Raw genomic sequence first — 24,571 nt, forward strand, 5'->3', positions numbered from 1 at the left:
ACCTCTCCTCAGTCGTGCGCCGGCGGGTACCGGTCGGTGATCAGACGCATTTCGGAGCGCTGCAGGAAGCGGGAGATCTCCTCGTCGGTGGTGGGGACGCCGTCCTTGGCGCTGTCGACCAGCCTGGCCAGCACGGCCGCCTTGTGGCTGCCCTCGACACCCAGGGCCAGAGCGGGCCGGGCGTCGAGCTTGCCGTGCAGGTCGAGGAGCCGGACGACGAAGTCGTCGCGCTGGAAGACGGTGCTGCTCACGATGGGGCTCGCCGAGTCGCCCACGGCGGCCTCGTCCTGCCCGGCCAGCAGCCGCGCGAGCGCCATGCCGCACCCGTCCTTGGCGGGATAGAACAGCGCGTGCCGCCGGACGCCGTCGGGATCGGGCCCGCCGGACGCCACGTGGTGCACCGCGGGGAGCGCCGCCCGGGTGAAGAACATCCGGGCGGAACCGGGGTCGCTGAGGTCCCGGTCCTGCTCGAGGTACGGATTGAGGGCTGCTTCCAGCGCCCTGACCTCGGGCTGCTCGGCCACATGGCGCAAGGCCACCAGGAGGTCGCCCTCCACCTCGACGGCCCGGACGACCCGGTTGCCGTGCATGAAGAGGGTGGTGCGGCGCAGCCTGGTCTTCTCGTCCACCCGGGCTTGCGGGGAGGCGTACCCGGCCAGCAGTTCCGCGACGACGGACTCGCTGCCCGGCTTCACCGTGAAGGTGAGGGCGTGGCGCACGACGCCGTCCCCGCGACGCGGAGCGGAGGAGACCGGTGCGGGCGCCGGGTTCCTGCCGGGTGCGGGGGCCTTGCCGGTCTCCCGCAGCACGTTGAACCGCAGCGAACGGGTGTCGCGTACGCAGCCGTGCAGCGGCTGGACCGTCGCGACGTGCTCCTCGCTGTTCAGCCAGGCCAGGAAGCGCGGGGCGCTCTCCCATTCGCTGGTGATGAGCCACTGCGAGGGGTTCTCGATCGACTGGCACAACTCGTCGCTGATGTGTCCGGGAACGGACGACACCTGCCGACGCATGTGCTCGTAAACCTCGAGGAACTGATCCTGAGCCCCGTCGTACAGGTCCAGCAGCAGTACGACCCGAAGCCTCGCGCCGTCGAAGGCGGACTGGGATATCCGTTCCGACAAGGTCGTCATCGTTCACACTCCTTCGACATATCGCGCGGTCGCCACGGGGCGGCGCCACCCGAATCGATCGTGGTCCGGTAGTGCCATCGGCGCGAGAGGGGAGAACCAAGCGGGTGAACGGGCGAGGGAACGCCCCTCGTACAGGGCATGGAAGAAGCCATGAAGGAAAACGTCGACCACCGCGTCCCTGTCCTCATCGTGGGCGGCTCGCTGGTGGGCCTGTGCACCTCACTTTTCCTGGGGCGTCACGGCATCAGGCACATGCTCGTCGAGAAGCATGCGGGTACCTCGATGCACCCGCGCGGACGCGGAATCAACGTACGGACCATGGAGTTGTTCCGTGTAGCCGGAGTGGAGGACCGGATCCGTGAGGCCGCCTCGGTCCTGGCGGACAATCACGGAATCATGCAGGGCGGCTCACTGACCGGCGACGACATGGAGTGGCTGTTCGAGGAGATCGACCCCGGGGGCGCGCTCGCCCGGTTCAGCCCGGCGGCGTGGTGCCTGTGCAGCCAGAACGACATCGAGCCGGTGCTGATGTCCGTGACCCCCGAGCTCGGCGCGGACCTGCGGTTCTCCACCGAACTCCTCTCCTTCGATCCCGACGACACCGGTGTGACCGCGATCGTGAAGAACCGGGACACCGGGGAGCACAGCACCGTGCGCGCCGACTACCTCGTCGCCGCGGACGGGCCGCGCAGCCCCGTCCGGGAGCAGCTCGGCATCGGCCAGACCGGCCACGGCGACCTGTTCCACAACGTGAGCATCACCTTCCGGTCCTGCGGGCTCGCGGAGGTGGTCGGCGACCGGCGCTTCATCGTTTGCTACCTGACCAAGCCCGGCGCGGACGGGGCCCTGCTCCCCGTCGACAACCGCGAGCGGTGGGTCTTCCACGCGCCGTGGCACCCCGACCGGGGCGAGACGATGGACGACTTCACCGACGAGCGCTGCGCGGAACACATCCGGCGGGCCGTCGGCGCGCCCGACCTGGACGTCGAGATCACCGGAAAGGCCCCGTGGCACGCCGCCGAGCGCGTCGCCGAACGGTACGGGACCGGACGGGTCTTCCTCGCCGGTGACTCCGCCCACGAGATGTCCCCCACCGGGGCGTTCGGCTCGAACACCGGCATCCAGGACGCGCACAACCTCGCCTGGAAGCTCGCCGCCGTGCTGAACGGCTCGGCGGGACCGCGACTGCTGCACACCTACGAGGTCGAGCGGCTGCCCGTCGCCAGGGCGACGAGCGAGCGTGCCTCGGCCCGCTCGGCGGAACACAGCCACCCGGGATACGAGCCCGAGGAGCCCGCCCGCGCCCCGGCCGGCGGCGGCCGGGCGGGCGGGGTCCTCTCCGTCGCCATGGGCTACCGCTACAACCTGGGCGCCGTCCTGGGCACCGATCCGGAACTGCCCGTCGTGCCCGAACGGATGCGGCTGAACGGCGAGCCGGGCACGCGCGCGCCGCACATGTGGCTGCGGGGGCCCGGCGGGCGGACGTCCACGGTGGACCTCTACGAGCGGTCCTTCGTGCTGCTGAGCTCCGAGGGCACCCCCTGGCGGGCGGCGGCACGGTCCGCCGCCGCGCAGTTGGGCCTGAGCCTGGACGCGTACGCGATCGGCACCAGTCCGGAGGCCGACCTGGCCACGGAGGAGGGCGCCGACTGGGCCGAGGTCCACGGCACGACGAAGACCGGGGCGGTCGTCGTCCGCCCGGACGGCTTCGTGGCCTGGCGTACGGCGGAAGCCGTGGCCGATCCTGAAGCCGTCCTCCACGAGGTCCTGGGCGCACTTCTGTACCTGACCTGACCTGTCCTGACCCGCACCCCCGGTCCGCTCCCAGGCCCCCCGCACCGCCCCCGGCGGAGCGGGGGGCCGACGTCCGGGCGGCTCACCCGGACGTTCGGGCCGGCCGGCGGGCGGCGAACTCGTCGACGAACGCGGTGCAGAACGCCTCCAGGTCGGCCGGTTTGCGGCTGGTGACCAGTGTGGCCGGGGCCTCGCGGCAGACGTGCACCGGCTCGTCCACCCAGGTGCCGCCCGCGTTGCGGATGTCGGTCGCCAAACTCGGCCACGAGGTCAGCGTGCGGCCCCGTACGACGTCGGCCTCCACCAGGGTCCAGGGGGCGTGGCAGATCGCGGCGACGGGCTTGCCGGCCTCGAAGAAGCTCCGGGTGAATCCGACGGCCCGCTCGTTCCTGCGCAGGGCGTCCGGGTTGGCGAGCCCGCCGGGGAGCACCAGGGCGTCGTACGCGTCCGCCGTGTCGCCGGCGAGGACGTGGTCGACGGGGAAGGTCCCCGCCTTCTCGAGATGATGGTAGGCACGTACTCGGCCGGGCTTCGTGGAGACCAGCTGGGGATTCCAGCCCGCTGCGAGCACGGCCTTCCACGGCTCGGTCAGTTCGATCTCCTCGACGCCTTCGGGCGCCATGAGAAAGGCGATGCGCACCGGGCTCACCTCCTTCAGTCGGGGGGTTCGGACGGTTCTCCGGGAGCCGGCTCGCTCGGAGCCGGGTCGGGTCCGCGGGGCTCCGGACCAGGGTCCCGACCGGGCTCGCGGGGCATCGGATCCGGCCCCTCGGGCGTGGGCCCGGGGCCCTCCGGTTCCGGTTCCGTCGTTCGTTCCATGAGGGTCACCTCTCCGTCGTACCTCCTGCCCCTGCCCGCCACGGAGCGGCCCATCCGTCCCCACCCCGTGACATGCTCTAAGGATGACGAGCGATTCCGCGCTACCCGGCGAAGCCGACGGCGACCGGGCCGGGCTCGCACCCGCACCGGAGGTGCTCGCACTGGCCAGGGTCGTGGCCAAGCTGCGCGCGGAGGTCTTGGCCCTGGAGGGGGCCGCTTCGACCACGGCCGTCGTCGAGCGGGCCACGGGCGTGCTGATGGCCCGCGGCGGCGTGTCCGCGGAGGAGGCGTACGAGACGCTGCTCCGGCGGGCCTCGCGGCGGGGGCGGACGCTCCTGGAGGAGTGCTGGATCACTCTGGGTCAGGTCCGCTCACGCGAGGTGTCACCCCCGCAGCCCCCCGCGCAGGCCGGTCCGCCCGCACAGGAGGCGCTGTCGGCCTTCAGCACCGGTCGCCACCTCGTCACCGGCCGGAGCGGCGGACTCCGTCCGATCCTGGCCCGGCTGGCCGACGGCCTGGCCGGAGCACGCAACCCGGACGAGGTCGCCGGCCTGCTGCGGACCGTACTGGGCGACGCCGCGGGCGTGGACGGCGTGATGATCTACGCGGTGGCGCCCGCCGGGAGCCTGAGGCTGGCCGGCCACTGCGGCATCGGGGACGACCTGGCCGAACAGTGGCGGCACGTTCCACCGCTGAGCGGCGTGGCCGCCCTGGAGGCCATCGGCGGCGGGCAGCCGCTGTGGCTCGAGGATCCCGCGCGGGACGCCATCCGCTACCACCTCATCGGGGACCCGCCCGAGCGGTGGCCGACGCGTGCCTGGCTCCCGGTCCCCGGCGACCGGCCGGTGACCGCCGCCGTCGGATTCTTCCGTACCCGGCAGGACCCCTTCGACGCCGGCACCCGGACCCTGCTGCGCCGCGCCGTCCGGCTGTGCGCGGACTCCCTGCGCTTCACCGGGCGCTCCGCCGGCTCCGGCACGCGGGGCGAGGTGGAGGCCGTCCAGCGGATCCTGGACGCGATGTCCGGAACCGCGATCCTGCTGACCCCGCTGCGCTCGGAGACGGGGGAGGTCCAGGACTACCGGATCGACGCGGCGGCGCCGGAATCGGTCGACGTGGCCGGGAGGCGGGGCAAGGAGCTCGTCGGACGGCACCTCCTGGAGACCTACCCCACCGTGGCGGCAACGGCCCTGTGGGAGGGATACCTGGACACGCTGACCACGGGAACGGCCTACGAGGGCCGGCCCTTCGTCTACGAGGAGGTCAGCGCCGGAGTTCCCCGGGAGTCCACCTACTCGGTCCGGGCCACGCGCCTGGGGGACCGGCTGATCGTGACCTGGCTCCGCCACGACTCCCATGAACGCGAGACCCGCCGACTGGAGGACATGCAGCGGCTGGGCAACCTCGGCTGGGCCGGCTGGAACCTGGTGACGAACAGCGTCACCTGGTCCGAGCAGGTCTACACGATCTTCGGCCGCGACCCCGCGCTGGGCCCCATGCCGCTGGAGGAAGTGCCCCGGCACCTCGTTCCCGAGGATCTGCCGGTGCTGGCCGCGGCCCTCGAGCGGCTGCTGGGCGAGGGGGCCGCCATCGACCAGCCCTTCCGCATCACCACCGCGGACGGCGTACGGCACCTGCGGATCGTCGCGGAGGCGCAGAAGGACGTGGACGGCGCCCCGGTCGAGGTGCACGGCTTCTTCCAGGACCTCACCGCGCAGCGGGACGCCGAACTCGCCCTGCGCGAGAGCGAGCGCGCCGTCCTCGTGGAGCGGGGCATGCTCCAGGCCGAACGCGCCCTCGCCGCCCGGCTCCAGGACGCGCTGCTGCCCATCCCCGAGCAGTCCCTGGAGCTGGCCGGGCTGTGCATCGACGTCGCCTACGTACCCTCCGAGAGCGGGGTCAACGTCGGAGGCGACTGGTACAGCGCCATCGAACTCCCCGACAAGAGCGCGCTCTTCGTCGTCGGGGACGTCGCCGGTCACGGCCTGGACGCCGTCGCGACCATGGCCCAGCTGCGGTTCACCACCAAGGGCATGACCGTCACGGGCTCGGCGCTGCCCGATGTGCTGAGCAGGCTCAACACCCTTCTCCTGCACACCGCTTCGGACAACCACGGGGCCACCGCCACCGCCACCGTGATCATGGGCATCTACCGGCCCTGGGACCGCCGGCTGACCTGGGTACGGGCCGGGCACCTGCCGCCCCTGCTGATCCGGGACGGTGCGGCGAGTTTCCTTCCGCTGCCCGCCGGCAGTCTGCTCGGGGCCACCTTCGACTCCGTCTACGAACAGGACAGTCTCGACCTGCAGCCCGGGGACCATCTGGTGCTCTACACCGACGGGCTGGTCGAGGAGCCGGGGGAGGACATCGACCTGGGGCTCGCCCGGCTCGCCGAGACCGCCCGGCGGCTGCTGGAGGACGGCCGGGACGAAACGCTCGCCCGAACGCTGGCCGCGCGGCGCCAGGGTCACCGGGACGACATCTGCGCTCTGGACATCCACGTCCCCGACTAGACGGTACGGGTCTCCGTTTCGCCGACGAGGCCGGCCACGTGGTCGGTGATCGTGTCGAGGACGTCCGCCGAGGCCGCGTCGTGGCCCAGGACGAGGAGGCTCAGGGTCAGCCCGTCGGTCATGGCCGCCAGGTAGCGGGCCAGCGCGGGGACGGGCACCCGCGGGTCGAAGCCCATGCTCGGGCGGAGCTGCTCGAGGAGTTCGGTGTAGGTGTCGGCGTACAGCTCGTACTGCCGCCGGGCCAGGTGCTCGAAGCCGGGCTGACGCAGGGCGTACTGGGTGAGCTCGTACGTGAGCATGTGCTCGCCGGGGTGGGCGGCGACGTGGTCCCAGTACGCCTGGAAGCCGGCCCGGACGGTCTCCCTGAGGGTGGACTTCGGCTGGATCGCCTCCTTCACCACCGCGATGTAGTGATCGGTGATCGTGGCGATGACCGACTCCAACAGGGCCTGCTTGGACTCGAAGCAGTAGTGGAAGACGCTCAGTGACACGCCCGCCTCCGCGGCGATGGACCGGGTCGTCGTCCTGGCGACGCCGTCCCGGGTCATCGCGCGGATCGCGGCCTCCGTCAGCTGCCGGCGCCGCTCGGCCGACGGCATACGCGCCATGGGGGTTCCCTTCGGTCGCGCCCAGGGAACCCCCTGGGCGTCAGCTGCTGTACACGCCCACCTCGTGCAGGGAGTAGCCCCACTGGGTGCCGCGCTGGACGCCGTGGACGCGGACGTAGCGGGCCGGGGTGCCGGCGAACTGCGCCGTGTCCAGGCCGCCGTCGCCGGTGGTCGTGGACCACACGGACTGCCAGTTCGTGCCGTCGGCCGACAGCTCGATGCGGTACGACTTCCCGTACGCGCGCTCCCAGTCGAGGGTGACGCGCTTGACCAGGCTCGGCGTCCCGAGGTCGATCCGCAGCCACTGGTCGTCGCTCCAGTCGCTGGCCCAGCGGGTGCCCGTACTGCCGTCCACCGCCCGGTCCGGCGCGTAGCTCGTGAACGGGTTCCACTCGGAGGAGGAGGCCGCGGCGGGGGCGCCCGAGGCGAGGTTCACGCCCGCCTTGTGCTTCTCGGAGCCGCCCCAGGTGGTCAGGTACGACTCGGCGCCCTTGAACAGGTCGTCCACCACGCCCTGGCCGCCGACGATCCGGATGTCCTCGATCCAGTCGGGGACCAGGCCGTAGTGCGCGGCGCCGTCGGTGTTGAGGTCCCACGTCCGCACGCCGGTGGTCTGCTTGTCGATGACGGAGCCGCCGTCGGTGCTGCGGAAGGGGTAGCGCACCGGGTTCGGGGTGTCGGCGCCGCGGGGGCCGGGCCAGCCGCCGACGCCGTTCATGTCGGTTCCGTAGCCGTAGCCGACGTTGTACTTGTCGCGCAGGGCGTCCGTGCGCTTGGCCTCCGCGCTGAACCCCTCGGCGCCGCCCATGTACTGGCCGATGAAGCCGCCCAGGCGGTACAGCCGCTCGGTCCAGTCCATGTCCATCCAGCTGTGCGAGGAGATCACGCCGGGGTAGGACTCGGACTCCAGGATGTCGAAGGCCTGGCCCGCGGCCTTCACGCCCATGTGGTCGATCTCCAGCATCATCTTGCGCTTCATCATGCCGCGCACCGCGTAGTCGCCGAGCTCGGTCAGACCGCGGGTGTTGCACTGCGCGTCCGCCGCGTACGCCGGGACCGCCACACCCTGCGGGAGCTGCTTCTCCGCCGAGGGCGCCGCCGCGAGGCCGATGGGGTTGTCGTGCTGCGGGCCCCGGCACTTCTCGGTCTGCCAGAAGGTGCCCGTCGACAGGAACTGGCCCACGTTGATCGCCGTGCCGAGGGCGCCCTGGTCGAAGCGGACCCCGCACAGGGCGTTGTCGAACTTGTGGCACAGGAACATGCTGCGCACGCCCAGCTGGTACAGCTCGTCCAGGCCGCGGTCGATGTCCTGCTTGCTGCACTGGGCGATGTCGAGGATCTGCTTGCAGCCGAACGGTTCGGAGGTCTCGACGCCGAGCACCACGGCGAGCTTGCCCTGCTTGATGACCTCGCGGGCCTGCGCGGAGTCGGTGACGATCCGGAACCAGCCCTTGCCCTGGCCGCCGTACATCTTGTCGATGTAGGCCTGCATGTCGTACGTCTTCTGCGCCTCGAGGCGGATGGCGGTCATCTCGTCGCAGCCGCGGTCCTTGAAGAAGTAGACCGAGCAGATCACGCCGTTGGTGACGAGGTCGTTGACGAGGACCCGCTGGCCGCCGCGCCAGGCCCGTTCGACCCAGGCGTAGTAGTTCTGCTGGTGGGTCAGCGAGTCGTGCGCGGGCCAGTCCTTGAAGGTCGGCCAGCCGTTGGGGTCGTGCTTGCCGTCGCCGCCCTTGGTGATGAAGTCGAAGATCGCGAGGGAGCCGTCGGGGTAGTGCTCGGGACAGTCCTTGAGCGCGTCGGCGATCCCCTGCTCGGAGAACGGCTTGCCGCAGATGAGCCGGCCGCCGAAGCCCTCGTTGGACATCAGGTGGTCGTGCGCGTCGACGAAGCCGCGGACCCGGCCCTGGGCGTCGGTCCCCTTGAAGGGCTCGCCCGTGACGTTGATCTCGGAGTCGGGCGCGGGCCGCGCGACCGGGTTCCACCAGCCGGGGTCGGCCGAGGAGCTCGCCGCGGGGCCGAGCACCATGGCCACCACGGCGAGGAGCAACGAGAGCACCGCGAGGGGCCGATGCCGGTGGTACGGGTGTCCAGTCATCGTCATCACTCACGTCTTCGGTCGGTGAACGGGGCCTTGAGTTGTCATGGCCCGCGCAAGGTGTGGACGAAACGATCGCTACTGCCGCTCACAGAGTCAAGAGTCCGGGACAGTTGACCTGATGATTCGTCAGAATGCGGCGCCCGGAGCGGAGTGGGGAACGGCGTCTCATCATTCAAAACGATTCGTCTCACATTCCGGCTGTGTGGTTAGGGTGACGGCATGAACGAGCAGCGGATACCCCGCAGTTGGCTGATGCTCGCCCTGGGCACGAGCGGCCAGGCCGCCAGCACCACGGCGCTCTACGGCCTGGCCTACCTGGTCCCCGCGTTCCAGCGGGAACTCGGGCTCTCGCTGGCCGGCGCCGGTCTCCTCGTCTCCTGCCCGATCTTCGGGATCCTGCTCGGACTGATCGGCTGGGGGGTGGTCGCCGACCGGTACGGGGAGCGGCTGGCGCTGTCCGCCGGACTGCTGATCGCCGCCGCGGTGACGGCCGTGGCGGCGACCGTGCACGGAACGTGGACGCTGGGGGCGCTGCTGATCCTGGTCGGCGCCGCGGGCTCCTCCGTCAACTCGGCCTCCGGGCGGCTGGTCATCGGCTGGTTCCCGCCCGACCGCCGGGGCATCGCGATGGGGGTCCGGCAGGCCTCCCAGCCGCTGGGCACCGCGGTGGCCGCGGCCGCCCTGCCACCGCTCGCCCACCACTTCGGCCTGTCCGCGGCCTTCGGATTCTGCGCCGCGCTGTGCGGGGCCGCGGGCGCCGCGATCGCCCTGTGCGCCGTCGATCCGCCGCGCCCCCGGCGAGCGGCGGGCGTACCGGCCACCCCGGCCCCGTACAAGGGCGGCTACCTGTGGCGGCTGCACGGCGCCGCCGCGGTGCTGTGCGTGCCGCAGTTCGTGGTGACCGGATTCGCCCTGATCTTCCTGACCGAGGTGCGCGGCTGGTCCGCCGCCACCGCCGGCGCCGTGCTGGCCGTCGCCAACCTGGCCGGCGCGGGAGTGCGGCTGCTCGCCGGCTGGTGGTCCGACACGGTGGCGAGCCGGATCCGCCCGATGCGGCTGCTCGCCCTGGCCACCACGGCCGATCTGGTCCTGCTGGCCGCCGGAGCCGCATGGGACTCCGCGGTCGGCACGGCGGCCCTGCTGCTGGCCTCGGGCCTGACGGTCAGCACCAACGGACTGCACAACACCGCGGTCGCCGAGTACGCCGGTCCCGACTGGGCGGGCCGCGCCCTGGGGGTGCACGGGATGGGCCAGCACGCCGCGGTGGTCCTCGTCCCGCCGCTGGCCGGTGCGCTGATCGCCGGACAGGGCTACCCCCTGGTGTTCGCCCTGGCGGCCGTCTTCCCGGTGCTGGCGGCCGTACTGCTGCCGGCGGGGGACAGGGCGGCGTACTGGCCGGCGCCGACGTCGGCGCCGGACGGCGGGCGCGTCGCCCCGGAGCCGCCTACCGTCGAGGTATGAGCGGGATCGTCGTGGTCTACGAGGTCGATCAGCCGGACCTGTCCGTCCGGCGCGTGCACGCCGCGCCTGCCGCCCCGGGAACGACCTCGGTCCCCGGGCCGAGGACCTTCTGCGGCAGGGACACGTTCGCCATGGAAACGGCCCCGTGGACGCCGTCGGCGGATCCCGGCGCCACGTGGTACCCCCCGCAGCACGCGGACCTGATGTGCGCCGCGTGCGACGACGCGGCCTCGTAGGAAGGTCCCACCATGCCCATCGCCACCGTGAACCCCACGACCGGACAGACCCTGCGTACCTTCGACCCGCTCGACGCACCGGGCATCGAACGGTTCCTCGTGGCCGCCGCCGCGGCGGCGGCCACGTACCGTCACACCTCCTTCGCGGAGCGCGGCGAGCTCCTGACCAGGGCGGCCGCGCTCCTGGAGGCGGAGACCGACGACATCGCGCGGACCATGACCACGGAGATGGGCAAGCCGCTGGCGGCGGCCCGCGCCGAGGCCGCCAAATGCGCGAAGGCCATGCGCTGGTACGCCGCCCGGGCCGAGTCCCTCCTCGCCGACGAGCACCCCGACGCCGCCGACGTGCGCGACGCCGGAGCGGCGGCCGTCCGGGTGGCCTACCGGCCGCTCGGGGTGATCCTCGCCGTCATGCCGTGGAACTTCCCCCTGTGGCAGGTCGTACGGTTCGCCGCGCCCGCCCTCATGGCCGGCAACGTGGGCCTGCTCAAGCACGCCTCGAACGTCCCCCAGACCGCGCTCTACCTCGGCGAGCTCTTCCACCGCGCCGGGTTCCCCCGCGGCTGCTTCCAGACCCTGCTCATCGGCGCGGCGGCCGTGGAGGGCGTGCTGCGCGACCCGCGGGTGGCCGCGGCCACCCTGACGGGCAGCGAGCCCGCCGGGCGCGCGGTCGCGTCCGTCGCCGGGGACGAGGTCAAGAAGACGGTCATGGAGCTCGGCGGCAGCGACCCGTTCGTCGTGATGCCCTCGGCCGACATCGACCGGGCCGCCCGCACCGCGGTGACCGCCCGCGTGCAGAACAACGGGCAGTCCTGCATCGCCGCCAAGCGCTTCATCGTCCACACCGACGTCCACGACGAGTTCGCCGAGCGCTTCACGGCCGGGATGCGGGCGCTCACGGTGGGTGATCCGATGGAGGCGTCCACCGACGTCGGCCCGCTGGCCACCGAGACCGGCCGGGGCGACCTGGAGCAGCTGGTGGACGACGCCGTGGGGCACGGCGCGACGGTCCTGTGCGGTGGCCGGCGCCCGCCCCGGTTCCCGAACGGCTGGTTCTACGAACCGACGGTGCTGACCGGCCTCACCCCCGCCATGCGCATCGACCAGGAGGAGGCGTTCGGGCCCGTCGCCACCCTCTACCGGGTGGGGAGCCTGGACGAGGCCGTCGAGCGGGCCAACAACACCCCCTTCGGGCTCAGCTCCAACCTCTGGACCCGCAGCGAGGAGGACGTCGAGCAGGCCGCGCGCGACCTGGAGGCGGGCGGCGTCTTCGTCAATGGCATGACCGCCTCGCATCCCGCCCTGCCCTTCGGCGGCGTCAAGCGGTCCGGGTACGGGCGCGAGCTGTCCGGCCACGGAATCCGGGAGTTCTGCAACATCACCACGGTCTGGCAGGCGGCGGACGAGGACTGAGCCCGCAGGAGTGCGGCGCCGTGGGGCGGGCAGGTGCCCGGCATGAACCGCGCCGCGCTGTTCGACGTCGACGGAACCCTCGCCGATACCAATCACCTGCACGTCACGTGCTGGTGGGAGGCGCTGCGGCAGGCCGGCCACGACGTCGCGATGCACGACATCCACCGGGCGATCGGTCTGCCGGGCGAGGACCTGCTCGCGCACCTGCTCGGCGAGGACCGTGACGTGAGCGCGGACGAGACGGTCAGTGCCGCGCACGACACCCTCTACGGCACCTACTTCGACCGGCTGCCCCGCCTGGACTCGGCGGACGAGCTCCTGCGCGCGCTGGACGGCCGCGGCTGGCGGGTGGTGCTGGTGACCTCCGCGAAGGACAGCGAGCTGGAGGCGCTCCGACGGGCCATCGGAGCCGACGACGCCATCGCCGCGACGGCGACCTCCGACGACGTGAGCGAGGGCAAGCCGGCACCCGACCCGGTGCGGCACGCCCTCCGCCTCGTGGACGCGCCCGCGCGGGGCGCCGTACTCGTCGGCGACACGGTGTGGGACATGAAGGCCGGCTCCCGGGCCGGGGTCTCCTGCGTGGGGCTGCTCTGCGGCGGCATCCCACGGCACGATCTCGAGGAGGCCGGGGCCCGGGCCGTCTACCGGCACCCGGCCGATCTCCTCGCCCATCTCGGAAGCAGCCCGTTCGCGCACGTCGGCGCCTGAGCGGCGGCTGCCGGGGCGCCGGTCGGCCCCGGCGGGTGGTCACGGCGGGTGATCACGGTTCGAAGCGGTATCCCATGCCGGGTTCGGTGATCAGGTACCGGGGGTGGGAGGGGTCCGCTTCGAGTTTGCGCCGCAGCTGGGCCATGTACACGCGCAGGTAGTTGGTGTTCTCGCCATACGTGGGGCCCCAGACCTCCAGCAGCAGCCGGCCCTGGGTGATCAGGCGGCCCGGATGGCTGATGAGGATCTCCAGCAGGTGCCACTCGGTCGGGGTGAGCCGTACGGTGCGCTCGCCCCGCCGCGCCTTCTTCGCCACCAGATCGATGGTGAACTCGTCGGTCGTCACCTGTGCCACCTTGTCGGCGGCGGATGCCCCCGGGGCCTCCTGGCGGCGGGTGGCCGCGCGCAGGCGGGCGAGGAGCTCGTCCATGCTGAACGGTTTCGTCACGTAGTCGTCCGCGCCCGCGTCCAGTGCGCGGATCTTCTCGGCCGAGGTGTGACGGGCGGAGAGCACCAGGATGGGGACGCGGCTCCAGCCCCGGACCCCATTGATCACCTCGATGCCGTCCATGTCGGGCAGCCCCAGATCCAGGACGATGACGTCCGGTTTACGGGCGGCCGCGAGCCGGAGGGCGGATCCGCCGTCGGACGCTTCCTCGACGTCGAACTTGCGCGCCTGGAGGTTGATCTTCAGGGCGCGGACGAGCTGAGGGTCGTCTTCCACGACCAGCACCCGGGTCATCGGTGGGCACCCTTCCTTCACTTGTGGGGCGGGGTGCGGAGCCGGCGCCGCGCCGGCTCCGCACCCGCCCGGAACATCAGCTCTCGGTCACTGCCTTGAGCGCGGTGTTGAGTTCGAGGACGTTGACGCGGGGTTCGCCCATGAAGCCGAGGGTGCGGCCGGTGGTGTGGTCGGCGACGAGCTTCTCGACCCGCTTGACGTCGAGCGCGTTCTGCTCGGCGACCCGGTGGATCTGCAGCTCGGCGTAGGCGGGGGAGATGTCCGGGTCCAGGCCCGAGCCGGAGGAGGTGACGGCGTCGGCCGGTACGTCCTCGGGCTTGACCTGGTAGGAGGCGGTGGAGTTGTCCGCGATGACCGCTTCCTTGGCGGCGGCGACCTGGGCGCAGAGGGTGCCTTCCCCGGCGTCCTCGGTGCACTGGCCGCCCACGGCGCCGTTGTCGGCGGAGCGGTTGGTGGCGCCGGAGAGGAGCAGCGAGTACTGGGTGTTGACGCTGTTGGAGCCGAGGCCGTTGGAGGGGCGCGGCTGGAACCACTTGAGGTCCGGCTTCGCGGCTTCTTCCGGGTCGTCGCCCGCAGTCGAATCAGAAGGGGCCTGCTCGGGCAGGTTGTAGGTCTGCCCGATGAGGGAGGAGCCGACGACCCGGCCGCTCTTGTCCTTGATCTCGGAGCCGTTGGCCTTGTCGTTGAACAGGGCCTGGGCGATGCCGGTGACGGCAAGGGGGTAGAGGACCCCGCAGATCACGGTCAGGACGAGCAGGGCTCGCAGGCCGGCCCCGATCAACCGCGCTGTGTTTCCTACAGAGTTGTTCATTGGAGTCAGCACGTTCCTAATTCAGGCGAGCCCGGGGATGAGGGAGATGAGCATGTCGATGAGCTTGATGCCGATGAAGGGGGCGATGAGGCCGCCCAGGCCGTAGAGGCCGAGGTTGCGGCGGAGCATCTTGTCGGCGCTGGTCGGCCGGTACCGGACGCCCTTGAGGGCGAGCGGGACCAGCGCGATGATGATGAGCGCGTTGAAGACGACGGCGGAGAGGATCGCCGACTCGGGGGAGGCCAGGCCCATGATGTTGAGCTTGTCCAAGCCGGGGTAGACCACGGCGAACATGGCGGGGATGATCGCGAAGTACTTCGCGACGTCGTTGGCGATGGAGAAGGTGGTCAGGGCGCCTCGGGTGATGAGGAGCTGCTTGCCGATCTCGACGATCTCGATGAGCTTGGTGGGGTTGGAGTCCAGGTCCACCATGTTCCCGGCCTCCTTGGCGGCCGAGGTACCGGTGTTCATCGCGACGCCGACGTCCGCCTGCGCGAGGGCGGGGGCGTCGTTGGTGCCGTCGCCGGTCATGGCGACGAGCTTGCCGCCCGCCTGTTCCCGCTTGATGAGGGCCATCTTGTCCTCGGGGGTGGCTTCCGCGAGGAAGTCGTCGACCCCCGCTTCCTCAGCGATGGCCCTGGCGGTGAGCGGGTTGTCACCCGTGATCATGACGGTCTTGATGCCCATGCGGCGCAGCTCGTCGAACCGCTCGCGCATGCCCTCCTTGACGACGTCCTTGAGGTGGATGACACCGAGGACACGGGCGCCCTTCTCGTCCTGGACGGCGACCAGCAGCGGGGTGCCGCCGGCCTCGGAGATGCGGTTGGCGAGGAGATCCGCGTCTTCGGAGACCTGACCGCCCTGCTCGCCGACCCAGGTGATGACCGAACCGGCAGCGCCCTTACGGGTCTTCGTGCCGTCCACGTCCACGCCCGACATACGGGTCTGCGCGGTGAAGGGGACCCAAGTGGCGTGGCCGAGCTCCCCCTGGTGGCGTTCGCGCAGCCCGTACTTCTCCTTCGCCAGGACGACGATGGAACGGCCCTCGGGGGTCTCGTCCGCCAGGGACGACAGCTGCGCGGCGTCCGCGAGCTCGGCCTCGGTCGTGCCCTCGACCGGGACGAACTCCGAGGCCTGACGGTTTCCGAGGGTGATGGTGCCGGTCTTGTCGAGGAGCAGGGTCGAGACGTCACCCGCTGCTTCGACGGCGCGGCCCGACATGGCCAGGACGTTGCGCTGGACCAGGCGGTCCATGCCCGCGATGCCGATGGCGGAGAGCAGCGCGCCGATCGTGGTCGGGATCAGGCAGACCAGCAGGGCCGTGAGCACGATCATCGACTGCTCGGCCCCCGCGTAGATCGCGAACGGCTGCAGGGTGACCACGGCCAGCAGGAAGACGATCGTGAGGGACGCCAGCAGAATGTTGAGCGCGATCTCGTTGGGCGTCTTCTGCCGGGCGGCGCCCTCGACGAGGGCGATCATGCGGTCGATGAAGGTCTCGCCCGGCTTCGTCGTGATCTTGACGACGATCCGGTCGGAGAGCACCTTCGTACCGCCGGTGACCGCGGACCGGTCGCCGCCGGACTCGCGGATGACCGGGGCGGACTCCCCGGTGATGGCGGATTCGTCGACGGAGGCGACGCCGTCGACGACGTCACCGTCGCCGGGGATGACGTCCCCGGCCTCGCACACGACGAGGTCGCCGATCCGCAGATCCGTGCCGGGCACTTGCTCCTCGCCGGTGCCGGCCTTGGTCAGCCGGCGGGCGACGGAGTCGGTCTTGGCCTTGCGCAGGGTGTCGGCCTGGGCCTTGCCGCGGCCCTCCGCGACGGCTTCCGCGAGGTTGGCGAAGATCGTGGTCAGCCACAGCCAGGCGGTGATGGCCCAGCCGAACCAGTCCGTCGGGTCCTTCAGCGCCAGTACGGTCGTCACGACCGAGCCGATCAGGACCACGAACATGACCGGCGACTTGATCATGGTCCGGGGGTCGAGCTTGCGGACCGCGTCCGGGAAGGACTTCAGCAGCTGCTTCGGGTCGAAGAGGCCGCCGCCCACGCGTCCGGAGGCCGGCTCGTGGCCGGTGGGCACGTCCTGGTGCGGAGCCCTGGTGGGCGTGGCGGTGCTCATGATGCGAGCCCTTCGGCGAGCGGACCCAGCGCCAGGGCCGGGAAGTAGGTCAGACCGGTGATGATGAGGATCGTGCCGACGAGCAGGCCCGCGTAGAGCGGCTTGTCGGTGCGCAGGGTGCCTGCCGTGGCGGGGACCGGCTTCTGCTCGGCGAGCGAGCCCGCCAGCGCCAGCACGAACACCATGGGCAGGAAGCGGCCCAGCAGCATCGCGATGCCGATGGTGCTGTTGAACCACTGGGTGTCGGCGTTCAGGCCCGCGAAGGCGGAGCCGTTGTTGTTGGCGCCGGAGGTGTAGGCGTAGAGGATCTCCGAGAAGCCGTGCGCGCCGGTGTTGGCCATGGAGTTGGCCGGGGTGGGCAGGGCCATCGCGGCGGCAGTGAAGCAGAGCACCAGGGCCGGGGTGATGAGGATGTAGCAGGCGGCCAGCTTGATCTCGCGGGTGCCGATCTTCTTGCCGAGGTACTCGGGGGTGCGGCCGACCATCAGACCGGCGATGAACACCGCGATGATCGCCATGATCAGCATGCCGTAGAGGCCCGAGCCGACACCGCCGGGCGCGATCTCACCGAGCTGCATGCCCAGCAGCTGGATGCCGCCGCCCAGTCCCGTGTAGGAGGAGTGGAAGGAGTTGACCGCACCGGTCGAGGTGAGCGTGGTCGCGACCGAGAAGATCGCCGAGGCACCGATGCCGAAGCGGTTCTCCTTGCCCTCCATCGCCCCGCCGGCCAGCTCGAGTGCCGGGCCGTGGTGGGCGAACTCGGTCCACATCATCAGGCCGGTGAAGGCGATCCAGATGATGCCCATCGTGGCGAGGATCGCGTAGCCCTGGCGCAGGTTTCCGACCATGCGGCCGAAGGTGCGGGTCAGCGCGAGCGGGATGACCAGGATCAGGAAGATCTCGAACAGGTTCGAGAAGGGCGTCGGGTTCTCGAAGGGGTGGGCGGAGTTGGCGTTGAAGTAGCCGCCGCCGTTCGTACCGAGCTCCTTGATGACCTCCTGCGAGGCGACGGCCCCGCCGTTCCACTGCTGGCTGCCGCCCATGAACTGGCCGACCTCGTGGATCCCGGAGAAGTTCTGGATCGCGCCGCAAGCGACCAGGACGATCGCGCCGATGACGGAGATGGGCAGCAGGATCCGGACCACTCCGCGGACCATGTCGGCCCAGAAGTTGCCGAGCTCACCGGTGCGGGAGCGGGCGAAGCCTCGTACGAGCGCGACGGCGACGGCCATGCCGACCGCGGCGGAGACGAAGTTCTGCACCGCGAGACCGCCGGTCTGCACGACGTGGCCCATGGCCTGCTCGCCGGCGTAGGACTGCCAGTTGGTGTTGGCGACGAAGGAGGCGGCGGTGTTGAAGGCCTGGTCGGGGTCGATCGACACGAAGCCGAGGGAGCCGGGCAGGCTGCCCTGGAGGCGCTGCAGGACGTAGAGGAACAGGACGCTCACGGCGGAGAAGGCGAGGACGGCGCGCAGGTAGGCGGGCCAGCGCATCTCGGCCGACGGGTTGGCGCCGATGGCCTTGTAGATCCACTTCTCCGGCTTGTAGTGCTTCTCGGAGGAGTAGACGCGGGCCATGTAGTCGCCCAGCGGACGGTAGGCCAGTGCGAGCGCGGCGATCAGCGCGAGCAGCTGGAGCACGCCAGCGGTTACGGGGCTCATAACAGTGCTCAGAACCTCTCCGGGTACACAAGGGCGAGGACGAGGTATCCGAGCAGGGAGACGGCCACGACGAGGCCGACGACGTTTTCGGCGGTCACAGCTTGGTCACCCCCCGGGCGATGAGAGCCACCAGCGCGAACACCGCGACCGTGGTGACGACGAAGGCCAGATCGGCCATCGCGAGCTCCTGAGTGAAGAGGGAAGAATCGAATCGGCCAGGTGGCTGGCCGATATCGAGATAACCGTGTCTTCACCCCGGCGTTAAGCCACTTTGACGGGCTCCATACGGGGGCACGGGCGCTCTTGACGCCCCCCTGACGCCGGTGCCGCCCGACGGCCTGAAATAGACTGTTTCGGTGACCGAGACTCCTTTGCCTCCCTGCCCCGAATGCGCCGGCGCCTACGCGTACGAAATGGGTGTGCTCCTCGTCTGCCCCGAGTGCGGACACGAGTGGTCCCCCGCCTCCGCCGAGGCCGGCGGCGGCGCCTCCGAGGAGCGGGTCGTCAAGGACGCGGTCGGCAACGTACTGACTGATGGCGACACCGTGACGGTCGTCAAGGGTCTGAAGGTCAAGGGCAGCACGTCCGGCATCAAGGCGGGCACCAAGGTGCGCAACATCCGCCTCGTCGACGGTGTCGACGGTCACGACATCGACTGCAAGATCGAGGGGTTCGGCCCCATGCAGCTGAAGTCCAGCGTGGTCCGGAAGGTCTGATCGTCACCGCCGGACGGCCGACCTGCGCCGCAGGTCCTCGGCGGCCCGGGTGGCGGCGCGTCCTTCCCGGCGGTGGCCGTTCCCGCTGAGGCGGTGGCCGAGCCACGCCAGGCTCTCCGCGAGGGCGGCGACGTCGTTGCCGGGGTGGATCAAGGCCAGGTCCCCCAGTAGGTCCACGGCTTCCATGGTGGGCGCGAGCACCTCGTCGTCGTACCCGGCCCGGGCCAGCCGGAGGCCGAGGTTGGACAGACCGTGGATCAGCCCGGACAGGTGGTCGCCCTCCGGCTCGGCCGACCGTAGCCGGCGGTACAGGTCCACCACCTCCCGCGCGGCGGCGAGCGATTCCTCGTGACGGTCGGCGTCGGTGAGCCGGACGCCGAGGTTGTTCAGCGCCCGGGCCAGCTCCGGCAGACGGTTGGTGGGGTCTTCCCGGGCGAGTTCCCGGTGGAGGCGGACGGACTCCTCGGCCGGGACGAGCGCGTCGTGGTGGCGGCCGAGCACCGAAAGCCGGCTGCCGAGGCTGTCGAGCGCGTCCGCCATGAGCGGGCGCACCAGGTGGGGCGCTGCCTCGACGGTGCGCCGGCACAGGTGCACCGCCTCGTCCGTGGCGGCCAGGGCCTCGGCGCGGTGACCGCTCCACGCCTCGGCCAGACCCAGGTTGTGCAAGGAGCGCGCCAGCGCGATCGACATGCCCGGCGTGACTTCGGCGGCCCGGCGGCACAGGTCGACGGCGTCGCGGAGCATGCCGACGGCCAGGTCGAGACTGCCGGCCGAGGCCAGGCGCAGGCCCTGCTCGTTCAGCTTCCGGATGCGGGCCAGGACGGCCGGGTCGGGGGCACCGGAGGAACGCCGGCCGGCCGTGGACCGCGGGTGCTCGAACCGGCCGTCCTCGCCGAGGGTGATGCCGTTGCGCCGTGCCACGGCGGTCACGAAGGCGAGCAAGTGCGGGCCGGTGCGGGCGAGTCGGCGGTAGACGGCCGCGGCCTCCTCGCGGTACGGGCCGGTCTCGTCCCCGCGGCCGAGCTCGGACAGTTCATGGGTGAGGGTGACGAGGGCCACCCAGTGGTCGGCCACATCTTTGGCGAGCGGGGGCTCGGCGAGCAGGGGCTGGGCGAGCGGGGAGCCGGTGTGGCGGCGGTACCGGCCGATCGCGTCGCGCAGGACATCCGCCGCTTCCGCGTGGTGGCCCATCTCGCCGAGTTTGACGCCCAGTTCCACCAGCGACGAGGCGAGTTCGAGATCGGCTGAGCCCGGCTGCCGCGCGGCCAGGCCACGGCGCACCTCGACGCCTTCGCGCATCCGGTCGAGTGCATCGTGGTGCTGTCCCAGTTCGGCCAGCTGGTTGCCGAGGTTGGTCAACGCCGAGGCCAGGTCGGGGAGATACCTGCCGGGATCCCGGCGCGCGAGCTCGCGGTACAGGTCGGTGGCCTCCGCGGCCAGGGCGCGGGCCTCGCCGCGGCGGCGCAGGAGGCCCAGGATCAGGGCGCGTTGGCCGAGGGCCATGGCCAGGCTCGGCAGCCAGTCCCGCCGGTCCCCGTCGGCGAGGCGCCGGGTGACCTCGACGGCCTCTGCCAGGACTTCGGCCAACTCCTCGTGCTGTTCGGGCCGTTCCATCAGCAGAGCGCCGAGCCGGTACAGGCAGAGTGCGAACCCGGAGAGGTACTCGGCGGGATCGGCGCGGGCCAGTAAGCGGGACGCGTCGGCGTCCCGCCGCGCGTCGCTCAGCTCCCGCTCGGCGCCCGGTCCGCCCTGATCGGTCATCTGCCCCTGCCCCTCGTCGCACGGAACGTCCCCGCTTCATCACGTCCTGGCGCCGGGGGACGGTTCCACCGGACCGGACGGCGGCCCGGGAAGAGGCAGACTTGGTGCGGGGGATGCCCCTGATGCCCCGGATGCCCGAGGAGTGAGTGTGCCTGTTCCGATCATCATCGACTGCGATCCCGGCCACGACGATGCCCTGGCGATCATGCTGGCGGCGGGTGACCCCGCGGTCGACCTGCTCGCCATCACCACGGTCGCAGGCAACCAGACGCTCGCCAAGACCACCTTGAACGCGCGCCGCGTCTGCACGGTCGCGGGCATCACCGGCGTGCCCATCGCGGCCGGCTGCGACCGCCCGCTGGTGCAGCCGCTGGTGGTGGCGGACGACGTCCACGGGGAATCGGGCATGGACGGGCCGCGGTTCCCCGAACCCACCGTGGACGTGGTCCCCGAGCACGCCGTGGACCTCATCCACCGGATCCTGACCACGCACCCGGAGCCCGTCACCCTCGTGCCGACGGCGCCCCTGACCAACATCGCCCTGCTGCTGACCCGCTACCCCGACGCCGCCGCGCACATCCGCGAGATCGTCCTCATGGGCGGTTCCACCGAGCGCGGCAACCGCACTCCGGCCGCCGAGTTCAACATCCAGGCCGATCCGGAGGCCGCGGACATCGTCTTCCGCAGCGGTGTGCCGATCACCATGTGCGGCCTCAACGTGACCCACCAGGCGCTCGCCACCCCCGAGGTGCTGGCCCGGTTCGAGGGGCTCGGCACCGAACTCGGCCGTACCTGCGCCGGACTGATGTCGTTCTTCGCCGCCACCTACCGCCGTCTGTGGGGCTTCGAGAGTCCGCCGCTGCACGACCCCGTCGCGGTCGCCCGGGTCATCGAGCCCGGACTCGTGCACTGCGTACCGGCGAGCGTGGTCGTGGAGCTGCGCGGCCAGTACACGCGGGGAGCCACGGTCGTCGACCTCCACCGTTCCCTGGACCTCCCGGTCAACGCGCAGGTGGCGGTGACCCTGGAGACCGAGCTGTTCTGGGACCGGCTGGTCGACGCCGTGGCGGCGCTGGGCTCCCGTACGTGAATCAGCCGGTGAAGCCGGCCGTGATGGAGGTGAACTGCCAGTCGTTCTGGGCGATGCCGGAGCAGCTCTCCTGCAGTCCGCCGCCGGGGCAGCCGCGGTCGCGGTTGACGGACCAGAAGGCGAGCCGCGCGATGTGGTGGGAGTTGGCCCAGTTGCGGATGTCGGTCCAGTTCTGAAGGGTGGTGGTCTCCTGGGTGTCGCTGATGCCGTTCATGCCGGAGATGCCGATGTGGGAGTAGGCGGTGGCGTCGTCCCAGCCGAAGGTGGCCTTGAGCTTGGTCTTGAGGCCTTCGGTGGCGCTGACCGTGCTGGCGTACATGTCGGTCGAGGCGTTGCCGAAGTCGAACGGCATGATGGTGAAGACATCGATGTCGGCGCCCAGTGCCCTGGCCTGCTCGATCAGCCGGTTGCCCCAGAAGGTCGGGCCCGTGGTGCTGGTGCCGAAGGTGAGGATGGTCTTCAGGCCGGGGTTGTTCTGCTTGACGATCTTGAGGGCGCCCAGGATGCGGTCCTGGACCACGGCGTTCTCGAACTCGTCCGTGTTCTCGATGTCGACGTCGATGGCCTTGAGGCCGTACGCGTCGATCACCTTCTGGTACGCGCCCGCCAGGGCCTCGGGGGTGGCGCAGTTGGGGCCGAGCTTATTGCCCTGCCAGCCGCCGATGGACGGGACGATGTCGCCGCCCGCGGCCCGGATCGAGCTGATGGTGCTCTGGTCGATCCCGCCGGTGAGGGCGCGCTGGCCGTCCCAGGCCGGGTTGCAGCCGCCCGAGGAGAGGATGAACGCCATGGTGAACCACTTCGCGCCGGTCGCGTTCATCACCGTGGTCGCGCTCGGCGGATTGCCCCATCCGAGGTAGAGGTACGGAGCGGCCTGCTTGAAGCCGGCCGGGGTGGTCGTGTTGTCGGTGGTGACGCTGACGCTGTTCGAGGCGGGTGAGGTGTTGCCCGCCAGGTCGCGGGCGCGGACGGTGAAGCCGTACGCGGTGTTCGCGGCGAGTCCGGTGACGGTCGCACCGGTGGTGGTGGACGTGGCCACCTTGGTGGCGCCCTGGTAGACGTCGTAGCCGGTGACGCCGACGTTGTCGGTGGAGGCCGCCCAGGCCAGTGAGACGCTGGAGGAGGTCTTGCCGGTGGAGGTGAGACTGCCCGGCGTGGTCGGGGCAACGGTGTCGGCGCCGCCGCCGGGGCCGTCCAGGCTGATGTCGTCGGCGTAGTAAGTGCCTTGTCCGTACCAGCCGTTGACGTAGATCTCGGCGCTGGTCTGGGAGGCGCCGGTGGTGAAGGAGACGGTGAGCTTCGTGTAGGCGGTGGCGGAGGGCGTCCAGGTGGAGGATCCGCCCGTGACCCCGAGGTACACGTAATTGCCGCGGACCCACGCGGAGAGCGTGTACGTGGTGTTGGGCTGGACGGCGACGGTCTGGGCGCACTTCGCGTTGTCGCTGCTGCCGGCCGCGCCGGCCAGCGCCTTGGTGCCGCCGTGGACGGGCGAGGCCACGACCGAGCCCAGGCCGCCGGTACAGGACCAGCCGGTCGGCGTACCGGCCGCCTCGAAGCCGCCGTTCGTGAGGAGGTTGGCGCCGAACGCCGATCCGGGCGCGCTCAGTACCGCGGCCGCGCCGAGCAGGGTGGCGCCCAGACCGCAGGCCAGGCGAGTGCGAGTACGACTATGGGAACGGTTGCGTGTGCTGCTGCGGGTGCGCAAGGGAGTGCCTCCGGGAGGTGAGGGGTGCGGCACGGGGGAGCGTGGCCGGGAACCTATTCCTCCGGATGGACCGCCGTCAATAGGTCTGGACCAATTGGGCGGTGGGCCGGTCGCCCGGTGTTCCGGCGGGTGCGCACGACTCGTGCCGGAACACCGGACGCCGCGTCAGAGGGCGGGGCAGAGGGAGCGGGCGGGCGCCGCGGTGATCGTCGCGGTGGCGGTGAAGACGTCCTCGCCGTTCTGCCGGGCCGAGACGCGAACGGGGAGGCGGCCCGCCGCGGCCGTCCCGTCGGGGATGGGGGTCGTCTCGATCCAGCAGGGCGAATTGAGCTCCGCGTAGCGGAAGAACCGTATCTCCAGGTCGGTCAGGACTCCTCGCCGCGGGAAGGTGCAGCCGTACGCGGCCTGGCGGACTGCCTCCAGGAGCAGCATGCCCGGGGCGTGGTCGACGGGGTGGTCGAAGAGGATCGGGTGGTTGATGTCGGCCCGGAGCTGGGTGCGGTGGGTGGAGCTCGTCGCGGAGAGGACCACGTCGTGGAAGCGGTCGCGGCCCACGCGGCGGGGCGTCAGCGGCGGCGGGAGCGGGATGATGCGGGCGGCCACCTGGTCGAGGTCCGCGTTGCTGCCGCGCAGGCGCTGGTAGACGGCCGGCGGCTGGTTGGTGAAGCGTGCCTCGGCGGTGCCCAGGAACGCCCCGTCGCGCGTGGCCGTGACGTGCATCGTGAGCCCGGCCAGTCTTCGGCCCCGGCGCGTGACGCCCGAGCAGCTGATCCGCAGCACGATGTCGGCCGGCGTCGAACCGACCGCCAGGGCCTCGGCGTTCATCGAGTAGGAGAACGTGTCCCAGATCTGCCGGTGCCCGAAGGGGACGTCGTACGCGACGTGGCTCAGGAGCGGGATGGCCTGGCGGACCGACTCGGCGAGGAGGAGGGGGTCGTGATGGCCGCTCGCGTCCGGCGAGTAGAAGCTGTGGGCGCGCGGCCACTGGGCGGTGATGACGTACTCGTCGGGCGCGACGGCACGCCACCCCGTCAGCAGGACTTCGGAGTGAGCGCTCTTGTGTACGTACTCCCTCGGTAACGCGCTGCTGAGTGCGGTGACGGGCGAGGCGGAGTGGTCAGCTGACACAGTCATGGTTGAGCCCCCCTTGAAACGTCGGACATGAGCTGGTG

At 71.2% G+C, this 24,571-nt stretch carries 20 protein-coding genes; 8 read left to right on the plus strand and 12 right to left on the minus strand.

Translation table 11 applies throughout. The annotated features are described in order from the left end of the window. Nucleotides 1–8: 8 nt before the first annotated feature. Nucleotides 9–1,130, minus strand: coding sequence for a SchA/CurD-like domain-containing protein (locus OHA89_RS31510; protein WP_266611057.1), 1,122 nt, complete (start codon nucleotides 1,128–1,130; stop codon nucleotides 9–11). Nucleotides 1,131–1,280: 150 nt separating this feature from the next. On the opposite strand from OHA89_RS31510, the gene OHA89_RS31515 reads away from it, so the two are divergent. Then, on the plus strand, nucleotides 1,281–2,924 hold the full coding sequence (locus tag OHA89_RS31515; protein ID WP_406367645.1) for an FAD-dependent oxidoreductase: 1,644 nt from the start codon (nucleotides 1,281–1,283) through the stop codon (nucleotides 2,922–2,924). An 82-nt stretch (nucleotides 2,925–3,006) separates the two neighbouring features. Here the strand turns inward: OHA89_RS31515 and OHA89_RS31520 are convergent, their stop codons facing one another. Continuing rightward, nucleotides 3,007–3,564 (minus strand): type 1 glutamine amidotransferase domain-containing protein, encoded by a 558-nt coding sequence (locus OHA89_RS31520; protein ID WP_257557504.1) that lies wholly within the window; start codon nucleotides 3,562–3,564, stop codon nucleotides 3,007–3,009. A gap of 262 nt (nucleotides 3,565–3,826) precedes the next feature. Between OHA89_RS31520 and OHA89_RS31525 the strand changes: the two genes are divergently transcribed. Continuing rightward, complete coding sequence (locus OHA89_RS31525; RefSeq protein ID WP_406367646.1) at nucleotides 3,827–6,256, plus strand: SpoIIE family protein phosphatase; 2,430 nt, start codon at nucleotides 3,827–3,829, stop codon at nucleotides 6,254–6,256. Here the strand turns inward: OHA89_RS31525 and OHA89_RS31530 are convergent. Both OHA89_RS31530 and OHA89_RS31535 read right to left on the minus strand, forming a co-directional pair. After that, nucleotides 6,253–6,864, minus strand: coding sequence for a TetR/AcrR family transcriptional regulator (locus tag OHA89_RS31530; protein WP_257557506.1), 612 nt, complete (start codon nucleotides 6,862–6,864; stop codon nucleotides 6,253–6,255). The two genes, OHA89_RS31525 and OHA89_RS31530, sit on opposite strands and share 4 nt — an antisense overlap. A 40-nt stretch (nucleotides 6,865–6,904) precedes the next feature. Continuing rightward, complete coding sequence (locus OHA89_RS31535; protein WP_257557507.1) at nucleotides 6,905–8,968, minus strand: discoidin domain-containing protein; 2,064 nt, start codon at nucleotides 8,966–8,968, stop codon at nucleotides 6,905–6,907. A gap of 216 nt (nucleotides 8,969–9,184) precedes the next feature. On the opposite strand from OHA89_RS31535, the gene OHA89_RS31540 reads away from it, so the two are divergent. From OHA89_RS31540 to OHA89_RS31555, 4 genes are read left to right on the plus strand one after another with little or no spacing between them, the layout of a single operon-like run. Further along, nucleotides 9,185–10,426: an MFS transporter gene (locus OHA89_RS31540; protein WP_406367648.1), complete on the plus strand. Its 1,242-nt coding sequence runs from the start codon at nucleotides 9,185–9,187 to the stop codon at nucleotides 10,424–10,426. Further along, nucleotides 10,423–10,662, plus strand: coding sequence for a hypothetical protein (locus OHA89_RS31545; protein ID WP_215149611.1), 240 nt, complete (start codon nucleotides 10,423–10,425; stop codon nucleotides 10,660–10,662). The genes OHA89_RS31540 and OHA89_RS31545 overlap by 4 nt, the downstream gene beginning before the upstream one ends. Before the next feature lie 12 nt (nucleotides 10,663–10,674). Then, nucleotides 10,675–12,075 carry an NADP-dependent succinic semialdehyde dehydrogenase gene (locus tag OHA89_RS31550; RefSeq protein WP_266611063.1) on the plus strand — a complete coding sequence of 467 codons (1,401 nt, stop codon included), beginning with the start codon at nucleotides 10,675–10,677 and terminating at the stop codon, nucleotides 12,073–12,075. A 42-nt stretch (nucleotides 12,076–12,117) separates the two neighbouring features. After that, nucleotides 12,118–12,786, plus strand: a complete 669-nt coding sequence (locus OHA89_RS31555; protein ID WP_406367650.1) for an HAD family hydrolase — start codon at nucleotides 12,118–12,120, stop codon at nucleotides 12,784–12,786. A gap of 52 nt (nucleotides 12,787–12,838) precedes the next feature. On the opposite strand, the gene OHA89_RS31560 is transcribed toward OHA89_RS31555, so the two are convergent. From OHA89_RS31560 to kdpF, 5 genes are all read right to left on the minus strand, one after another. Then, nucleotides 12,839–13,528 (minus strand): response regulator, encoded by a 690-nt coding sequence (locus OHA89_RS31560; RefSeq protein WP_266611067.1) that lies wholly within the window; start codon nucleotides 13,526–13,528, stop codon nucleotides 12,839–12,841. Nucleotides 13,529–13,604: 76 nt separating this feature from the next. Further along, a complete protein-coding gene (locus OHA89_RS31565; protein WP_406367652.1) occupies nucleotides 13,605–14,339 on the minus strand; it encodes a potassium-transporting ATPase subunit C in 735 nt (244 codons plus the stop codon). A 21-nt stretch (nucleotides 14,340–14,360) separates the two neighbouring features. Then, the gene (gene kdpB, locus OHA89_RS31570; RefSeq protein WP_266611071.1) at nucleotides 14,361–16,466 is read right to left on the minus strand and encodes a potassium-transporting ATPase subunit KdpB; all 2,106 of its coding nucleotides are present in this window, start codon (nucleotides 16,464–16,466) and stop codon (nucleotides 14,361–14,363) included. Continuing rightward, entirely contained in the window at nucleotides 16,463–18,127 is a 1,665-nt protein-coding gene (gene kdpA, locus OHA89_RS31575) for a potassium-transporting ATPase subunit KdpA (protein ID WP_406367654.1), read from the minus strand. Before kdpA ends, kdpB begins: the two co-directional genes overlap by 4 nt. An 8-nt stretch (nucleotides 18,128–18,135) precedes the next feature. Continuing rightward, nucleotides 18,136–18,225 carry a K(+)-transporting ATPase subunit F gene (gene kdpF / locus OHA89_RS31580; RefSeq protein ID WP_215149616.1) on the minus strand — a complete coding sequence of 30 codons (90 nt, stop codon included), beginning with the start codon at nucleotides 18,223–18,225 and terminating at the stop codon, nucleotides 18,136–18,138. Nucleotides 18,226–18,483: 258 nt separating this feature from the next. On the opposite strand from kdpF, the gene OHA89_RS31585 reads away from it, so the two are divergent. After that, complete coding sequence (locus OHA89_RS31585; RefSeq protein WP_406367656.1) at nucleotides 18,484–18,843, plus strand: zinc ribbon domain-containing protein YjdM; 360 nt, start codon at nucleotides 18,484–18,486, stop codon at nucleotides 18,841–18,843. Nucleotides 18,844–18,846: 3 nt separating this feature from the next. On the opposite strand, the gene OHA89_RS31590 is transcribed toward OHA89_RS31585, so the two are convergent. After that, nucleotides 18,847–20,604 carry a tetratricopeptide repeat protein gene (locus OHA89_RS31590; RefSeq protein WP_406367658.1) on the minus strand — a complete coding sequence of 586 codons (1,758 nt, stop codon included), beginning with the start codon at nucleotides 20,602–20,604 and terminating at the stop codon, nucleotides 18,847–18,849. Between the two features lie 148 nt (nucleotides 20,605–20,752). Here OHA89_RS31590 and OHA89_RS31595 point away from each other — a divergent pair, with 148 nt between their 5' ends. Next, on the plus strand, nucleotides 20,753–21,694 hold the full coding sequence (locus tag OHA89_RS31595) for a nucleoside hydrolase (protein WP_266611084.1): 942 nt from the start codon (nucleotides 20,753–20,755) through the stop codon (nucleotides 21,692–21,694). A gap of 1 nt (nucleotide 21,695) precedes the next feature. On the opposite strand, the gene OHA89_RS31600 is transcribed toward OHA89_RS31595, so the two are convergent. After that, nucleotides 21,696–23,399: a carbohydrate binding domain-containing protein gene (locus OHA89_RS31600; protein WP_406367660.1), complete on the minus strand. Its 1,704-nt coding sequence runs from the start codon at nucleotides 23,397–23,399 to the stop codon at nucleotides 21,696–21,698. Between the two features lie 165 nt (nucleotides 23,400–23,564). Next, the gene (locus OHA89_RS31605; RefSeq protein ID WP_406367662.1) at nucleotides 23,565–24,533 is read right to left on the minus strand and encodes a ScbA/BarX family gamma-butyrolactone biosynthesis protein; all 969 of its coding nucleotides are present in this window, start codon (nucleotides 24,531–24,533) and stop codon (nucleotides 23,565–23,567) included. Between the last annotated feature and the right edge of the window lie 38 nt (nucleotides 24,534–24,571).

Source organism: Streptomyces sp. NBC_01546, assembly GCF_045208355.1.
GTDB lineage: Bacteria > Actinomycetota > Actinomycetes > Streptomycetales > Streptomycetaceae > Streptomyces.

What these genes read in the sequence shown, in the direction of transcription:
- OHA89_RS31530 (WP_257557506.1), bottom strand. Translation starts at nt 6,864, where the DNA reads ATGGCGCGTATGCCGTCGGCCGAGCGGCGCCGGCAGCTGACGGAGGCC.
- kdpB (WP_266611071.1), bottom strand. Translation starts at nt 16,466, where the DNA reads ATGAGCACCGCCACGCCCACCAGGGCTCCGCACCAGGACGTGCCCACC.
- kdpA (WP_406367654.1), bottom strand. Translation starts at nt 18,127, where the DNA reads ATGAGCCCCGTAACCGCTGGCGTGCTCCAGCTGCTCGCGCTGATCGCC.
- OHA89_RS31560 (WP_266611067.1), bottom strand. Translation starts at nt 13,528, where the DNA reads ATGACCCGGGTGCTGGTCGTGGAAGACGACCCTCAGCTCGTCCGCGCC.
- OHA89_RS31565 (WP_406367652.1), bottom strand. Translation starts at nt 14,339, where the DNA reads ATGAACAACTCTGTAGGAAACACAGCGCGGTTGATCGGGGCCGGCCTG.
- OHA89_RS31535 (WP_257557507.1), bottom strand. Translation starts at nt 8,968, where the DNA reads ATGACGATGACTGGACACCCGTACCACCGGCATCGGCCCCTCGCGGTG.
- OHA89_RS31525 (WP_406367646.1), top strand. Translation starts at nt 3,827, where the DNA reads ATGACGAGCGATTCCGCGCTACCCGGCGAAGCCGACGGCGACCGGGCC.
- OHA89_RS31545 (WP_215149611.1), top strand. Translation starts at nt 10,423, where the DNA reads ATGAGCGGGATCGTCGTGGTCTACGAGGTCGATCAGCCGGACCTGTCC.
- OHA89_RS31510 (WP_266611057.1), bottom strand. Translation starts at nt 1,130, where the DNA reads ATGACGACCTTGTCGGAACGGATATCCCAGTCCGCCTTCGACGGCGCG.
- OHA89_RS31605 (WP_406367662.1), bottom strand. Translation starts at nt 24,533, where the DNA reads ATGACTGTGTCAGCTGACCACTCCGCCTCGCCCGTCACCGCACTCAGC.
- OHA89_RS31515 (WP_406367645.1), top strand. Translation starts at nt 1,281, where the DNA reads ATGAAGGAAAACGTCGACCACCGCGTCCCTGTCCTCATCGTGGGCGGC.
- OHA89_RS31550 (WP_266611063.1), top strand. Translation starts at nt 10,675, where the DNA reads ATGCCCATCGCCACCGTGAACCCCACGACCGGACAGACCCTGCGTACC.
- OHA89_RS31540 (WP_406367648.1), top strand. Translation starts at nt 9,185, where the DNA reads ATGAACGAGCAGCGGATACCCCGCAGTTGGCTGATGCTCGCCCTGGGC.
- OHA89_RS31555 (WP_406367650.1), top strand. Translation starts at nt 12,118, where the DNA reads ATGAACCGCGCCGCGCTGTTCGACGTCGACGGAACCCTCGCCGATACC.
- OHA89_RS31590 (WP_406367658.1), bottom strand. Translation starts at nt 20,604, where the DNA reads ATGACCGATCAGGGCGGACCGGGCGCCGAGCGGGAGCTGAGCGACGCG.